At 72.1% G+C, this 13,771-nt stretch carries 14 protein-coding genes; 5 read left to right on the plus strand and 9 right to left on the minus strand.

What is annotated here, in order from left to right:
- Nucleotides 1-10: 10 nt before the first annotated feature.
- The 3 genes from LRD69_RS16495 to LRD69_RS16505 all read right to left on the minus strand — a co-directional run bounded on the left by LRD69_RS16495 (nucleotide 11) and on the right by LRD69_RS16505 (nucleotide 4,520).
- Nucleotides 11-1,801, minus strand: coding sequence for a VWA domain-containing protein (locus tag LRD69_RS16495; protein WP_277327328.1), 1,791 nt, complete (start codon nucleotides 1,799-1,801; stop codon nucleotides 11-13).
- A 260-nt stretch (nucleotides 1,802-2,061) separates the two neighbouring features.
- Complete coding sequence (locus tag LRD69_RS16500) at nucleotides 2,062-3,030, minus strand: hypothetical protein (protein ID WP_277327329.1); 969 nt, start codon at nucleotides 3,028-3,030, stop codon at nucleotides 2,062-2,064.
- A complete protein-coding gene (locus LRD69_RS16505; RefSeq protein ID WP_277327330.1) occupies nucleotides 3,030-4,520 on the minus strand; it encodes an APC family permease in 1,491 nt (496 codons plus the stop codon). Before LRD69_RS16505 ends, LRD69_RS16500 begins: the two co-directional genes overlap by 1 nt.
- A 332-nt stretch (nucleotides 4,521-4,852) precedes the next feature.
- Here LRD69_RS16505 and LRD69_RS16510 point away from each other — a divergent pair, with 332 nt between their 5' ends.
- Nucleotides 4,853-5,263, plus strand: coding sequence for an RNA-binding S4 domain-containing protein (locus LRD69_RS16510; RefSeq protein WP_277327331.1), 411 nt, complete (start codon nucleotides 4,853-4,855; stop codon nucleotides 5,261-5,263).
- A 47-nt stretch (nucleotides 5,264-5,310) separates the two neighbouring features.
- Here the strand turns inward: LRD69_RS16510 and LRD69_RS16515 are convergent, their stop codons facing one another.
- Entirely contained in the window at nucleotides 5,311-6,294 is a 984-nt protein-coding gene (locus LRD69_RS16515; protein ID WP_277327332.1) for an NADP-dependent oxidoreductase, read from the minus strand.
- A gap of 100 nt (nucleotides 6,295-6,394) precedes the next feature.
- The gene (locus LRD69_RS16520; RefSeq protein WP_277327333.1) at nucleotides 6,395-7,264 is read right to left on the minus strand and encodes a hypothetical protein; all 870 of its coding nucleotides are present in this window, start codon (nucleotides 7,262-7,264) and stop codon (nucleotides 6,395-6,397) included.
- Between the two features lie 121 nt (nucleotides 7,265-7,385).
- Between LRD69_RS16520 and LRD69_RS16525 the strand changes: the two genes are divergently transcribed.
- Nucleotides 7,386-7,787, plus strand: a complete 402-nt coding sequence (locus LRD69_RS16525) for a hypothetical protein (RefSeq protein WP_277327334.1) — start codon at nucleotides 7,386-7,388, stop codon at nucleotides 7,785-7,787.
- A 103-nt stretch (nucleotides 7,788-7,890) separates the two neighbouring features.
- Nucleotides 7,891-9,054, plus strand: a complete 1,164-nt coding sequence (locus LRD69_RS16530; protein ID WP_277327335.1) for a MerR family transcriptional regulator — start codon at nucleotides 7,891-7,893, stop codon at nucleotides 9,052-9,054.
- Nucleotides 9,055-9,112: 58 nt separating this feature from the next.
- Here the strand turns inward: LRD69_RS16530 and LRD69_RS16535 are convergent, their stop codons facing one another.
- From LRD69_RS16535 to LRD69_RS16545, 3 genes are all read right to left on the minus strand, one after another.
- Entirely contained in the window at nucleotides 9,113-9,535 is a 423-nt protein-coding gene (locus LRD69_RS16535) for a universal stress protein (protein ID WP_277327336.1), read from the minus strand.
- Between the two features lie 92 nt (nucleotides 9,536-9,627).
- Nucleotides 9,628-10,278 carry a CE1759 family FMN reductase gene (locus LRD69_RS16540; protein WP_277327337.1) on the minus strand — a complete coding sequence of 217 codons (651 nt, stop codon included), beginning with the start codon at nucleotides 10,276-10,278 and terminating at the stop codon, nucleotides 9,628-9,630.
- 6 nt (nucleotides 10,279-10,284) lie between these two features.
- Nucleotides 10,285-11,367, minus strand: coding sequence for an LLM class flavin-dependent oxidoreductase (locus LRD69_RS16545; protein ID WP_277327338.1), 1,083 nt, complete (start codon nucleotides 11,365-11,367; stop codon nucleotides 10,285-10,287).
- A 180-nt stretch (nucleotides 11,368-11,547) separates the two neighbouring features.
- On the opposite strand from LRD69_RS16545, the gene LRD69_RS16550 reads away from it, so the two are divergent.
- Together LRD69_RS16550 and trpS are read left to right on the plus strand one after the other, a co-directional pair.
- Entirely contained in the window at nucleotides 11,548-11,676 is a 129-nt protein-coding gene (locus LRD69_RS16550; protein WP_277327339.1) for a DUF6126 family protein, read from the plus strand.
- 216 nt (nucleotides 11,677-11,892) lie between these two features.
- Nucleotides 11,893-12,951 carry a tryptophan--tRNA ligase gene (trpS, locus tag LRD69_RS16555; protein ID WP_277327340.1) on the plus strand — a complete coding sequence of 353 codons (1,059 nt, stop codon included), beginning with the start codon at nucleotides 11,893-11,895 and terminating at the stop codon, nucleotides 12,949-12,951.
- Here trpS and LRD69_RS16560 read toward each other — a convergent pair.
- Nucleotides 12,948-13,661 (minus strand): 3'-5' exonuclease, encoded by a 714-nt coding sequence (locus LRD69_RS16560; RefSeq protein ID WP_277327341.1) that lies wholly within the window; start codon nucleotides 13,659-13,661, stop codon nucleotides 12,948-12,950. The genes trpS and LRD69_RS16560 overlap by 4 nt on opposite strands.
- Nucleotides 13,662-13,771 lie beyond the last annotated feature (110 nt).

The raw sequence follows: 13,771 nt of genomic DNA on the forward strand, positions 1-13,771 counted from the left end.
GACCGTCGGGTCAGCCGTTTCCGGCGGCCGTCCCGCGGGCCGCGAGCCAGCCGGGGAGCGCGGCGAGGATCTCGCGGTACAGCGTGGCGTCCGGCACCTCGGCCGGGGTCGGGCCGGCGTGGAAGAACGCGGCGTTCGGGGCGTCCAGCTTCCGCAGGAAGTCGAAGCCCTTCGCGTCCTCGTCGCCGAACGCGACGAACTGGAAGAACAGCGGCAGCCGTGCCGCCTCCGCGAGCGCCTGCTTGGCGGGCTGCTTGGCGTCCGGCGGGCCGTCCGTCTGGAAGATCACCAGCGCGGGGCCGGTGGTCTCCGACTTCTCGTAGTGCGCGACGACCTCCTCGACGGCGCGGTGGTAGCTGGTACGGCCCAGGCGGCCGAGGCCCGCGTGCAGCTCGTCGATCCGGCCTTCGTGGTCGGCGAGGCCGACCGTGCCGGTGCCGTCGATGTCGGTCGAGAAGAAGACGACGGGCACGGTGGCGTTCTCGTCGAGGTGCGCGGCGAGCGCGAGCGTGCGGTCGCCCAGGTGCTGGGCGCTGCCGTCCTTGTAGAACGGCCGCATGGAGCCGGAACGGTCGAGCACCAGGTACACGGTGGCCCGGAGCCCGGTCAGCCCGTGCGCCTGCAGCGCGTCCCGGGCCGCGCCGTACGGGTCGACGAGCGCGGGTGCGAGCGACGAGACGTGGGCGGCGGTGACAGCAGGGCCGGGGGCCCCGACGGCGGGCTCGGTGACCTCTGCGGCCGCGGGCTCGGCATCCGGCTCGGGCAGCACGTCGGCGGCGACCGGCTCGGCGTCGGCGGTGACGAGGACCGGTTCGGCCTCGGCCGGGGCCTTCGGCTCGGCGTCGGCGACGAGGACCGGTTCGGCCTCGGCCGGGGTCTCCGGTTCGGCGTCGGCGACGAGGACCGGTTCGGCCTCGGCCGGGGTCTCCGGTTCGGCGTCGGCCCCGTTGGCGGGGGCCGGCTCCACGACCTCACGTACCTGAGGCTCGGGCTCGGCGGCAGGGGCGGTGTCGGCAGCCGGTGCGGCCACGGCGGAGACCGGCTCGGCCTCCACGTCGGCGGCGACAGGCTCGGCCTCGATCCCGACCTCGGGCTCGGCTGCGGCGGCGGCGGCGGGCTCCGTCGTGGCTTCCGGCTCGGCCTCGGCGACGGCCGGGGCGGTCTCCGTCTCGGGCTCGGCCACAACAGCGACCGGTTCCGCCTCGGCCTTGACCTCGGGCTCGTCCGACGCGGGCTCGGCCACAACGGTGGCGGACTCTGCCTCGACCTCGACCTCGACCTCGACATCGGCCGCCGTCTCGGGCTCGGTTTCGGCCGAGGGCTCGGCGACCTCCGCAACCTCGGCCTCGGCAGCGACCGGAGCAGCCTCCGGCTCAGGCCGGGCCTCGGGCGTGACGGGCTCGGCTGCTGCTTCCGGCGCGGCGACCGCGGTGTCCGCCTCCGCGGCCGGCTCCACCGGGGTCTCGGCGGCGACCGGCTTCGGGGCCGAGCCCTGGGCCGGGACCGTGGGAGTGGGCTTCGGGGTGGGGGCGGAGGCCTTGTCGAAGGCCTCCGCCACCAGGTCCGCCGCCAGCCCGCCTCCGCCCGAGCCGGACCGGCGTGAGGCGGGTGCGGGCACCGAGGCCTTGGCGGCCGGGGCGGGTTCGACCACCGTCTCGTCCGCCGTCACCGTGACGACGGCGGGCTCCGACTCCGTGGGCCCGGTGCGCTCCGACTGGGGCGGGACCGTTGCCGTCGCCGGCTGGTCCTGCTCCGTGCGGTCGCGGCCGAACACCTTGCGCAGCAAGCTCCGAATGCCCATGGGCGAGGCCTTTCGCATGAGTTGAGTGCGATGAATGTCCGTACTGCGGGAATTTATCCCTGGCCAGGGCGGATACGTAAGGTTAGCGGCCGGATCCGGCCGTTCGTTGGTGCGGCCCGCGCCCGTGTCAATCGGGCAGCGGTGGACCCGATTTCACTCCCCGCTCATGCGGAGTGCTTCGTACCGCGTGGCTGTGCACCTGGCGTCGTACCGTGCGTCCGTGACATCGGCGTCCGGTTTCCGGACGCGCGTACGGCGGCTCATGCGGTGGCGACCTGGCGGCGCCACCGCGTGAACTGTGCCTCCGGGTCCCCGGTGTACGACCACGGCACCCGCACCGCCCGGCCGTCCAGTAACCGGAACGCGTCCGCGGCCTCCACCGCCCGTCCCGCGTAACACGCCGCGTGCGCCAGGTAGTTCAGTTCGCCGACCTCCTGCGCGGGCACCGGCCCCGCCTCGCGCATCCCGAGCCACCGTTCCCAGGTGCGGCGCACCTCGGTGACGGCCAGCTCGTGGTCCCAGTGCTGCTGCCCGGTGCGCGGCGGGACGACGGGCCGCCCGTGCGTGGCGTCGGAGACGTACCGGTACTCCTCGACCCTGGCGATCTGCACCAGCACCGGCAGCGGCGAACCGGGCGGCGCCGCGCCCGCCGCGGCGCGGGCGAAGTCGTACATGGTGCCGTGGGTGCCGTGCCAGCGTGCCGAGTAGTACCGCAGCAGTTGGGCGTGTCCCTCCATGTGGTGCGGATCGCGGCGGAGCAGTTCGTCCCACCACTGGGTGACCCGGTGCCTGGTCCCGTCCTCGTACAGCCGCGCCACGGTCAGCAGGGACGCCCAGGGCATCGGGTCGGGCGGGCAGCTGCCGGCGGCCCGCAGGCAGCAGTCGACGACCCGGTCCACGCGGTTCCGGTCGAGCCCGGCGCCACGGCCTGCGGTGACGGCCCGGCCGAAGAGCCGGACCACTTCGGTCGCGGCCTTGAGCACCTGCGCGTCGGCGCTCTTCGGTTCGGCGGCGAGCCAGGTCTCCACGGTGGTGCTGCCCGCGACGGCGTGGGCGAGCAGCCGGACCCGGTGGGTGCGCAGGGCCCAGTGGTCGCCGGTGGCGTGCAGCAGGTCGCGTACGCCCTGCCAGCGGCCGATGACGATGTCCTGGCGGGCCGTGGTGAGCGGCCGGTCGCCGAGGTCCGGGTCGAAGCGCACGGGCGGGGGCGTGCGGCGGCGTCCGGCCATCAGTAGTCGGTGACGATCGTGGTGGAGTGGGCGTAGCCGGACGGCTCCCCGGCCTGCACGGTCCGCGAGGCGTCGAGTTTCGCCGGCCGGTAGTACGAGCTGCCCTGCCGCCAGTACCAGAGCATCGGGACGGCTCCCACGGCGAGACTGCCGAGGCCGAGCACGAGCGCGGTCCTGCTGAAGCTGCCGAGCGCCTCGAAGAAGATCCAGAACATGAAGAGCGAGCCCGTCAGCGGCCAGAGTCCGCCGAGGACGAAGTCCGCGACCGAGCGGTGCAGCATCTTGCGGTACGCGACGACCGCGGCCAGGCCCGCGAGACCGTAGTACACGGCGACCTGCAGTCCGATCGCCTCGACGGCCACGCCCAGGATGCGGTGGACCGGACCGAGGGCCAGGGAGGCGAGGATCAGGGCGAGGGCGACGCCGCCGACGGTGGCGACCGCCACCCACGGGGTGTTCCAGCTGTGGTGCACCCGGCCGAACGCGGCGGGCATCGTACGGTCGCGGCCCATGGCGAACAGGGAGCGCGTGACTTGGATGAGCGTCGTCTGCAGCGTCGCGACGGTCGACAGCATCACTGCCACCACCAGGAGTTTTCCGCCGACGCCGGGCCAGACCTGCTCACCGAGCACGGTCAGTACGTTGGTGCTGTGCCGCTCGATGTCGTCGGCGGAGAGGATCACGTTCACCGCAATGGTGAACACCTCGACGAGCGCGAAAACGGTGAGCACGCCCACGATCCCGGCCAGGCCCGCGGTGCGGCGGCTGTTGCGGGTCTCCTCGCTGAGGTTGCCGGTGACGTCCCAGCCCCAGTAGTAGAAGGCCGCGATGAGCGCACCGGAGGCGAAGCCGGAGACGCCGTCGAAGTGCCCGAAGCCGAGCCACGACCAGTCGAAGGCATGCGCGGTGCCGGTACCCGTGTTCCGGCCCGCCGTGGTTCCGTGGACGAGTGCGAGGACCGCGAAGGCCAGCAGGATCACCAGCTCGACCCCGGAGATCAGCAGCTGGGCGCGGGCGCTGAGCCGTGCCCCGCCGAGCACGACGAGCAGCATCACCAGGAACCAGCCGGCCCCGATGAGGGTGGCGAGCGTCGTGTCGTCGGCGAACCGGGAGTCGATGACGGTCAGCGTCATCGTCCCCGCGGGCAGCGATCCGGCGACCATGAAGAGGGTCGCCGCGACGACCAGCGCCCAGCCGCTGAGGAAGCCGAGGAAGGGGTGGAGGGTCCGGCCCACCCAGGAGTAGCCGGCGCCCGCGTTGACGTCGATCCGGCCGAGTTGACGGTAGGCGAGGGCGATGCCGAGCATCGGTATGGCGCAGTACAGCAGGGCGGCGGGTCCGCCGAGACCGACCGTGCCGACGAGCACGGCACTGGTGGCGGCCAGCGAGTAGGCGGGGGCGCTGCCCGCAACGGCCATCACGATCGTGTGGAACGTGCCGAGGACGTTGGGCTGGAGCCCACGGCCGGGCCTGTCGGGCGTGCTGCTCATCGCTGTTCTCAACTGCTTCCGGAAGTGCGCCGTGCCCCGGCCGGTGTCCCCGTACATCCTTCAACGGCACGACATGTGGCGGCATGTCAGAAACAGATCCCCGGAAGTCCGGACGGTGGTGCGGCCGGTCCGCTCGGGAGATCGTCCGCATCGTAGTCCTGTGGTTACAGCCGGCGAGACGTGGGCGCTGCGGGCTGTGCGGTCACCTGCACGACCCGCCGGGACCCTGGGTCTTCCGTCCGGATCACTCCGGGCTCACGGGGTCCGGCACGCACACCTCCTGTGTGGTCGTCCGTCACCGACTCCGGACGCAAGGCCCTAGAGTCGGAACCATGGTTTCGGGTGAGGCGCCACAGGCGGAGGGAAGCGTCCGCGTCGACAGTTGGATCTGGTCGGTACGGCTGACCAAGACCCGCTCGCAGGCTGCTGCCGCCTGCCGCGCAGGGCACGTCAAGGTCAACGGCGAGCGGGCCAAGCCGGCGCAGACCCTGCATGTGGGAGACGAGGTACGGCTCCGGCACGGCGGACGGGACCGGATCGTCGTCGTGTCACGGATCGTGAAGAAGCGGGTCGGCCCTCCGGTGGCCGCCGAGTGCTTCGTCGACAACAGCCCGCCCCCGCCGCCGCGGGAAGCGGTGATCCAGGTGCCGGTCCGCGACCGCGGTGCGGGCCGCCCCACCAAACGCGACCGCCGCGAGATGGAGCGCCTCCAGAGCCGTGGCCCCGGGGATCATCCGGCCTGAGCCCGGGTACGGCTGCCGCTCACCGAGGGTGGCCGGTCGGGCAACCGTCACCGCGTGCGGGCGCGGCCTCTCCCCCGAGGTGTGGGCCGGAGCACCAACAAGGTCTTGCCGCGGGCGCCGCCCGTGCGGTTCCGGTCGAGGGCCTGCGGCGCCTTCTCCAGCGGGAGTTCGGCGTCGATGGGCACCTGCAGTACGCCTTCCACGGCCCCGGCAGCCAGGACGTCGAGCAGCACGGGTGTCGGTTCGAGACGGAAGTCGATGGCCCCGACGCCCGGCGGAACGGCCGCCCCGCCGGCGACGCCCCGCGTGGTCACCGCGACGCCGCCGTCGCGGACCAGTGCCGCATGGACCGCGAACGCCTCCGGTGTGCCGGAGACCAGGTCGACGAGCGCATCGACCCCGCCCGCGGACACCTCCCGTACCGCCGCTTCGAGCGGACGGGCCGTCGTGTCGATCGTGACGGCGGCGCCGAGCGCCTGCATCCGCCGTTGCTCGTCGCCGCGCACCACCGCGAGAACACGCAGGTCCCGGGCCGACGCAAGCTGCGTCAGACAGCTGCCGACACCGCCCGCAGCACCGATGATCAGCAGGCTCTCGTGACCGCGCAGCACCGCCGTGTCCAGGATCTGGGCGGCGGTCATCCCGGCGGACGGCAGCGCGGCGGCGGTGCGCGGCGACAGTCCGGACGGGATCAGTGTGATCGCGGAGTCCTGCGGTACGGACACGTATTCGCAGTACGTACCCGCGCCGACCGGCGATTCGGTGACCCGGCCGAAGACCTGGTCGCCGACCCGGAAACGGTTGTCGCCGCTGCCGATCATGTCCACCCGGCCCGCGTAGTCCACCCCGATGACCAGCGGGAACACATGCGGAGCCAGTCCTTCCAGGGCGCCGTCCGCGGTCTGCCAGTCGGACGGGTTGAGCGCGGCGTACTCGATCTTCACCCGTACGCCGCCGGGTTCGGGTTCCGGCTTGGGCAGCTGGATCAGGGCCGGTTCGGCCCGGAACGCGCTGACGGCCACGGCTCGCATACGGAAGACCTCTCAGTCGCCCCGACGGTGACGCAGTCTGGGCTCCACTCTTGCCCGGCCCGTGTGCTGCCGCACGCCGAATCCGGTGGCCGCCGGCGGATCAAATCCGTACGGCCTCCCGCCGCCGCGCCCACATCCGGGCGGCCGTCGCGCACAGCGCCAGCGCGAGTCCCACTGCGAGGACGATCCACACCGTCGTGCGGAGCGAAGCCGTCAGCGCGTCGTACACCGCCGCAGCCCCGTCGCGATCACTCCCGGGAACCCCGGCCAGCACCCGGTTCCTGGCGATCGCGAGCAATCCCCGCAGCATCAGCGCGCCGATCGCGAAGCCGGCCCCGACGACTGCCGCGGCGGCCGCCGCGGCGCTCCGCCCGCCGCGCACCGCGGCCGCGGCCACAGCCGCGACGGCGAACACCACGGTGACGACGGCGGGCCAGATGCTGCCGGCCCGCAGCAGGCGGAACGTGGAGCGCAGCTGGTCGGCGCGGTCGGCGGAGATCAGGGTGATGTCGGTGTGCTGGACGGGGATCTGGTTGGCGAGCGGCACCCCACTGTCCACCAGATTGTGTCTGACCTGCTCCATCACCGGCCCGAGATCGATGACCACGGCCTCGCCGCTCTTACCGTTCATCGCGGCGGTGACGGCTGTGTGCGCCGTGCGATTGGCGGCGACCCAGGCGGTACGGAAGGCATCCGTGGTGGTGAACGACTGCACCGCCTCGTGCAGGAAGTCCCGCAGGGCGCCCTGGAGCGGCCCGGCGTCGATCTGTGTCATCGCCTGGTCGGTGATCAGATCGGACACGATGCCCTGTACCCCCGGGTCGGAGGCGAGCGGCTCCACCGCGGCCACGTACCGGTCCGTGTTGTCGATCTCCAGATCGACCCAGGCGGACAGGGCGCTCAGCGGGACGAGGACGGCGAGCAGGACGAGTACCACCATCGACAGAGTCGCTGAGAGACAGGTCCGCATCCCCCAAGGAAATCCCGGACACGGACGGCGCGCCCGCGGACCGTGAGCCATTCGAGTTGCCGGGCGGTGCGGCCGGGTGTGCCCTGGAGGGATCAGGGGGTGACGGAAGGAGCTCTCGGCCATGGCCACACACGCTTCGATGCCGACGCGCCGCGCCACGCCGGCGCGCACACGGCGCCCCAGCACGCTCAGCTGGGCCGTGCCCGTCACGCTGGGAGTGATCGCGGGCTGGTGGGCGACGTCCATCGTGCGCGGCGGTGGCGTGCTCACGGGCACGCAGCTCGCGCTCGGTCTGATCTCCGGTGCCGTCCTGGCGGGGCTCTGCTACGCCCTCGGCCGGGCGCAGAAGCAACTGCCGGTGGAGGCGAAGGCCCTCGCCTACGGCACGCTGTTCGGCGGTACGGTCGGTTTCCTCTACAGCCTGTCCGGAAAGAGCGTGCTCGCCGCCTCCGTGGTGGGGCTGGTGACCGGCGCCGGCATGCTGGTGACCGCCTTCTACTCGTTCTACGTGAGGAAGCACTGACCGCCTCCGTCCTCCCTCCGTCTCCTTCATCCTTGACCTTCTCCGCGGGGGAAGCCCCAGCATCGGCGGGGCCGGGCGGACCGCCCGGTACGAGGAGGTTGCGGTGGAACGCGAGACGCGTGCGAAGGACACGGCGGCACTGGTGACGATCGGGGAGTTCGCCCGGTCGTCACGGCTGTCGGCGAAGACCCTGCGCCGCTACGACGAACTGGGCCTCCTCCGGCCCGCCCTGGTCGATCCGGTGAACGGCTACCGGTACTACGACCGGACGCAGCTGGAGACGGCCAGGCTGGTGGCCTGGCTGCGCCGGATCGGGATGCCGCTGGCCGGGATCGCGGAGGTGGTCGCGCTCGATGCGGGCGCGGCCGCCGCCGCGATACGGGCGTACTGGGCGCAGGTGGAGGCCGAGACGGCGGCCCGGCGGGACCTGGCGATCTTCCTCGTCGATCATCTGTCAGCGGAGGAAGTCACCATGTCGCACATGGACACGGCCCGGGGGACCCTGGGCACGCTGGGAATCCGGTACGCGGCGCAGTCCGACCCGGGTGCGGTGCGCGAGATCAACCAGGATGCGGCGTTCGCCGGCTCCCGGCTGCTCGCGGTCGCCGACGGGTTCGGGGACCGCGGCGCCGGCGCGAGCACGGCAGCGATCGACGCGCTGAAGCCGGTGGCGCGCGGGGCGGTGGGCGGCGCTGCGGGCCATGCGGTGCCGGCCGCGGAGCTCCTGAACGCCCTGCAGGATGCGGCGGACCTGGCCGCGCAGGCGGTACGGGACGCGGTCGCGGGGAGCGACGGGGCGCCGGACGGGTCGGGGACGACGCTGACCGCGCTGATGTGGACGGGTTCGCAGCTGGGTCTGGTGCACATCGGGGACTCGCGGGCGTATCTGCTGCGCGGTGGCGAGCTGTTCCGGATCACCCACGACCACAGCCTGGTCCAGTCGATGGTCGACGACGGTTCGCTCACCGAGGAGGAGGCGTTCTCGCACCCGCAGCGTGCTCTGCTGCTCAAGGCCCTGGTGGGCGGGCCAGGGCAGGACGACCCGGCGCGACGCGCGGACGTACGCCTGCAGGACGCCGGGCCCGGCGACCGCTATCTGCTCTGCTCGGACGGCCTGTCGGCGGTGGTCGCCGGTACGGAACTGGCCCGGGTGCTCGGCGCGGCGGACGGCCCGGACACAGCCGTTCGGGAACTGGTCGCGCTGGCCCACGCGGCGGGCGGCCCGGACAACGTGGCCTGCGTCGTCGCGGACGTGGTGGCGCTGTAGGCAGCGGGAGGCCCCCGCGCACACCTGCGCGGGGGCCTCCCGTTCCGCCCGGGACCGCTCAGTCGCGGACGACCGTCACCGGGCACGGCGCGTGCTGGGTGACGTGCAGGCTGACCGAGCCGAGCAGGGTCGCCTTGAACCCGCTGTACCCGCGCGCCCCGACGACCAGCAGGTTCGCGCCCTTCGCCCGGTCCAGCAGGGCCTCCGCCGGGTTGCCGATCACCACGATCTTGCTGACCGCGGCGGCGCCCTCCGCTCCGAGTGCCTCCTCCAGTGCCTCGGTGAGCGACACGATCGCCACGGCCTGCGGATCGAAGTCCTCCGGCATGCCCGGCATCATGGACGCCCAGCTGGTCGCGGGGTACTCCCAGCTGTTGACGGCCTCCACCGAGTCGCCGGTCAGCTCGGCCTGGCGTACGGCCCAGTGCAGCGCCTTGATCGACTGCTCGGAGCCGTCCACGCCCACTACGATCCTGCCCATCTCTGCCTCCAGCTCGGTTCAGCTCGCATCCGCGGATACACGTCGCATTGCATCTTTGCGGATAACTGCAGTCAAACCAGACATTCAGGCGTTCAGTCCAGTCGCAGGTCTGCCAGCTGCTGCTCGAACGGCACCACCGCGTCGTCGAGTCCGAGTGCCCTCGACGCCCCGGAGACCGCCCGGCCGCCCGCGATCATGCCCGCGAGCTCGCCGCCCGCGCGCCGGATCCTGGACGGCAGTCCCTCGGTGTACTCGTCCCCGGACGAACCCCAGTCCTCCGACGCCGCGTACACGGATGTCGGTACGACGGTGGCCCGCAGGTACGCGAAGAGCGGCCGCATCGCGTGCTCCAGGACCAGCGAGTGCCGGGCGGTGCCCCCGGTCGCCGCGATCAGCACGGGCTTGCCGGTCAGCGTCGTGTTGCCGATCAGGTCGAAGAACGACTTGAACAGACCGCTGTACGAGGCGGTGAAGACCGGCGACACGGCTATCAGGCCGTCGGCCTCCGCCGCCGCTTCGATCGCCTCGTCCAGGGCCGGCGACGGGAACCCCGTCACCAGGTGGTTCGCGATGTCGACGGCCAGATCGCGCAGCTCGATCACCCGGATCTCGACCGGCCGGTCCTGGTCGGTGGTCAGCCGCTCCCGGGCGGCCGCCGCCAGCCGGTCGGCCAGCAGCCGGGTCGACGACGGCTGGCTCAGTCCGGCCGAGACGGCGACGATCTTCAGGGCCTCGGTGTGCATGGTGGGTCAGATCTCCTTCGTGCGGGCGGCGACGGCCGGGTGGACGGGGGCGGAGTCCGGCACGCCGGCCGGCCGCATGTTCGCGAACTCCTTGCGCAGCACCGGGACGACCTCCTCGCCGAGGATGTCGAGCTGTTCCAGGACCGTCTTCAGCGGGAGCCCCGCGTGGTCCATCAGGAACAGCTGGCGCTGGTAGTCGCCGACGGCGTCACGGAATGACAGCGTCCGCTCGATGACCTCCTGCGGCGAACCGACGGTCAGCGGTGTCTGCTGCGAGAAGTCCTCCAGGGACGGCCCGTGTCCGTAGACCGGCGCGTTGTCGAAGTACGGGCGGAACTCCCGTACCGCGTCCTGCGAGTTCTTCCGCATGAACACCTGGCCGCCGAGGCCGACGATGGCCTGCTCGGCGGTGCCGTGCCCGTAGTGCGCGTACCGCTGGCGGTAGAGGTTCACCATCTTCTTGGTGTGCTCGATGGGCCAGAAGATGTTGTTGTGGAAGAAGCCGTCGCCGTAGTACGCGGCCTGCTCCGCGATCTCCGGGGAGCGGATGGAACCGTGCCAGACGAACGGCGGGACGCCGTCCAGCGGGCGCGGGGTCGCGGTGAACGACTGCAGCGGCGTGCGGAACCTGCCCTCCCAGTCGACGACGTCCTCACGCCACAGCTTGTGCAGCAGGGCGTAGTTCTCGATGGCGAGCGGGATGCCCTGGCGGATGTCCTGGCCGAACCACGGGTAGACCGGTCCGGTGTTGCCGCGCCCCATCATCAAATCGACGCGGCCGTCCGCGAGGTGCTGCAGCGTGGCGTAGTCCTCGGCGATCTTCACCGGGTCGTTGGTGGTGATGAGCGTGGTCGAGGTCGAGAGGATGAGGTTCTCGGTGCGGGCCGCGATGTAGCCGAGCGTGGTCGTCGGGGAGGACGGGACGAACGGCGGGTTGTGGTGCTCACCGGTCGCGAAGACGTCGAGGCCCACTTCCTCGGCCTTGAGCGCGATGGCGAGGGTCGCCTTGATCCGCTCGTGCTCGGTCGGTGTCGTACCGGTCGTGGGGTCGGTGGTGACGTCTCCGACGGTGAAGATCCCGAACTGCATGGCGCCCGCCTCCATAACGGTGAGTGCTTATTGTTGAAACTTGAACTACTTCTTCGCACGATACAACGGGGCACCCGCCCTCCCTATTCCGGGGGCGGGCGAAGGTGCCGCGGATGCGTACCCTGAATGCGGAAGTCCCCGGTACGGGCCGGGCGTGCCGGACCCGGGGAGGCAGGGCCAGTGGGCGACAGCGAGAGCTGGAAGGAGCGCGGCGTCGCGCTGCGCGTCTTCGTCTACATCTTCGCCACGCACCTCTTCGCGGGCTTCGTCTACCTGCTGTTCTACGTGGGTGACCACGCCCACAAGTGACCTGACCGGGCCGCCGTACCGCGTTACACTCGCGGCATGACCTCCGTACCGTGCCGGAACTGGTGGCGCTCCTCCTAGGAGCGGCCGCCTCATCTGCACGTAACCAGGGCCGTTCGATCGGGACGGCCCTTTTTCTCTGCCCTCGCACGGGTACGAAAGACCGCTTCGGGCGGGCCGTCCTCCACGCACCGCACCAGCACCCGCGAGGAGAGACCCATGAGCATCACGACCACCGTCGCCACCGCACCCGCCGAGCGCCGCAGCGCCGGACTGGAGCAGCGGATCCAGGACGCACCCGGACGGTTCCGGGTCATGACCGGGGACCGGCCGACCGGACCCCTGCACCTCGGGCACTACTTCGGCACCCTGCACAACCGGGTCCGGCTGCAGGATCTCGGCGTGGACGTCTTCGTGATCGTCGCCGACTACCAGGTGCTGACCGACCGGGACGTCGCCGACCGGCTCGGTGAGTACATGGAGGGGATGCTGCTGGACTATCTGGCCATCGGCCTCGACCCCGCCCGCACCACGATCTTCAACCACAGCGCCGTGCCCGCCCTGAACCAGCTGCTGCTGCCGTTCCTCAGTCTGGTCTCCGTCGCCGAGCTGAGCCGCAACCCCACGGTCAAGGACGAGATCGCGCACTCCCGGCAGTCGGCGGTCAGTGGGCTGATGTTCACGTACCCCGTGCACCAGGCCGCCGACATCCTCTTCTGCAAGGGCAATCTCGTACCTGTCGGGCAGGACCAGCTGCCCCACCTCGAAGTGACCCGGACGATCGCCCGGCGCTTCAACGAGCGGTACGGGGCGGTCTTCCCGGAACCGGACGCCCTGCTCTCCGCCGCACCGCTCCTGCTCGGCACCGACGGCACCAAGATGAGCAAGAGCCGGGGCAACTCCATCGCTCTCGGCGCCACCCCCGACGAGACGGCCCGGCTGATCCGCGGGGCGAGGACGGACACCGACCGGCGCATCACGTACGCACCGGAGACCCGGCCCGAGGTGTCGGGCCTCGTGCTGCTCGCCGCGCTCTGCCTCGACCGCGACCCGTACGCCGTCGCCGAGGAGATCGGCGACGGCGGCGGCGCCGCGCTCAAGCGGACGGTGACGGACGCCGTCAACACCCGGCTGGCACCGGTGCGGGCACGGCGGGCGGAGTACGCGCAGGACATGGCATACGTGCGGTCGGTGCTGCGGGCCGGAAACGAGCGGGCCAACGCCGTGGCCGAGGAGACGCTGGCCGAGGTGCGGGCGGTGATGGGGGGCGTGCTCTAGGACTTCGCGGTGCCGGGCCGGGGCGCGCCCGCCGCCTCGGCCCAGCCCGCGTCCGCCACCGGCCAGGCACCCCGTGCCGACAGATCCAGGATCAGCGCCGCGATGTTCCAGGCGTCGTCCGCGCCGCTGTGGTGGCGGCCTTCCAGGGGGAGGCCCGCGATCTGCAGGGCCTGGGCCATGCCGGGGCGCTTGCGCAGGCCGTGGGCGGCAGTGAAGGGGATCTTGGCGTTGGTGTGGCGGCTGCCGAACGGGTACGGGGTCCCGGTGGCCCGGCACTGGCGGGTGAACTGGTGGCGGTCGTAGTCGCCCCAGCTGGCCCAGGGGCGTGCCCCGGCCAGGTGCTCGGCCGCCAGCAGCCGGCAGGCGTCGGCGAAGGACAGGCCCGTGTCCACCTCGGCCTGGGTCAGGCCGGTCAGTTCGGTGCAGAACGCGCTGACGGTGGACCGGGCCGGACGCACCAGGATCCGGTGGCGGGCGACCCTTCCCCGGGGTCCCGGCTCCCTCCCCGGGCTGTCGGCGGCGCCCGAGCCGGAAGGACCCCATGGAGCAGCCCGGACCCTGTCGGCCGGGCGCAGGTCGACGACGGTCAGCCCGATCTCGATGATCTCGCTGACGGCCCCGGGAGGCGGCTGCCCGTCCCAGCACGTCGCCTCGACGTCGATGACGTTCAGGAGTCCGCCGTCCTGCTTGTCCCGTCCCGTGTGGTCCATGCGGCGAGGGTAGGCAGCAGGGGCCCGCGGAGCATCCGGATTTCGCCGGGCGCCGGGTGCCCGGGACCATCGTGCCGGGCACCGGATCGACGCGCGCGCGGTGTGCCACG

It is taken from the genome of Streptomyces sp. JH14, from assembly GCF_029428675.1.
Taxonomy (GTDB): Bacteria; Actinomycetota; Actinomycetes; order Streptomycetales; family Streptomycetaceae; genus Streptomyces.

Bases quoted from the DNA above. Each gene is read 5' to 3' on its own strand.
- LRD69_RS16495 (WP_277327328.1), bottom strand. From the start codon at position 1,801: ATGGGCATTCGGAGCTTGCTGCGCAAGGTGTTCGGCCGCGACCGCACG.
- LRD69_RS16500 (WP_277327329.1), bottom strand. From the start codon at position 3,030: ATGGCCGGACGCCGCCGCACGCCCCCGCCCGTGCGCTTCGACCCGGAC.
- LRD69_RS16505 (WP_277327330.1), bottom strand. From the start codon at position 4,520: ATGAGCAGCACGCCCGACAGGCCCGGCCGTGGGCTCCAGCCCAACGTC.
- LRD69_RS16510 (WP_277327331.1), top strand. From the start codon at position 4,853: ATGGTTTCGGGTGAGGCGCCACAGGCGGAGGGAAGCGTCCGCGTCGAC.
- LRD69_RS16515 (WP_277327332.1), bottom strand. From the start codon at position 6,294: ATGCGAGCCGTGGCCGTCAGCGCGTTCCGGGCCGAACCGGCCCTGATC.
- LRD69_RS16520 (WP_277327333.1), bottom strand. From the start codon at position 7,264: ATGCGGACCTGTCTCTCAGCGACTCTGTCGATGGTGGTACTCGTCCTG.
- LRD69_RS16525 (WP_277327334.1), top strand. From the start codon at position 7,386: ATGGCCACACACGCTTCGATGCCGACGCGCCGCGCCACGCCGGCGCGC.
- LRD69_RS16535 (WP_277327336.1), bottom strand. From the start codon at position 9,535: ATGGGCAGGATCGTAGTGGGCGTGGACGGCTCCGAGCAGTCGATCAAG.
- LRD69_RS16540 (WP_277327337.1), bottom strand. From the start codon at position 10,278: ATGCACACCGAGGCCCTGAAGATCGTCGCCGTCTCGGCCGGACTGAGC.
- LRD69_RS16545 (WP_277327338.1), bottom strand. From the start codon at position 11,367: ATGCAGTTCGGGATCTTCACCGTCGGAGACGTCACCACCGACCCCACG.
- trpS (WP_277327340.1), top strand. From the start codon at position 11,893: ATGAGCATCACGACCACCGTCGCCACCGCACCCGCCGAGCGCCGCAGC.
- LRD69_RS16560 (WP_277327341.1), bottom strand. From the start codon at position 13,661: ATGGACCACACGGGACGGGACAAGCAGGACGGCGGACTCCTGAACGTC.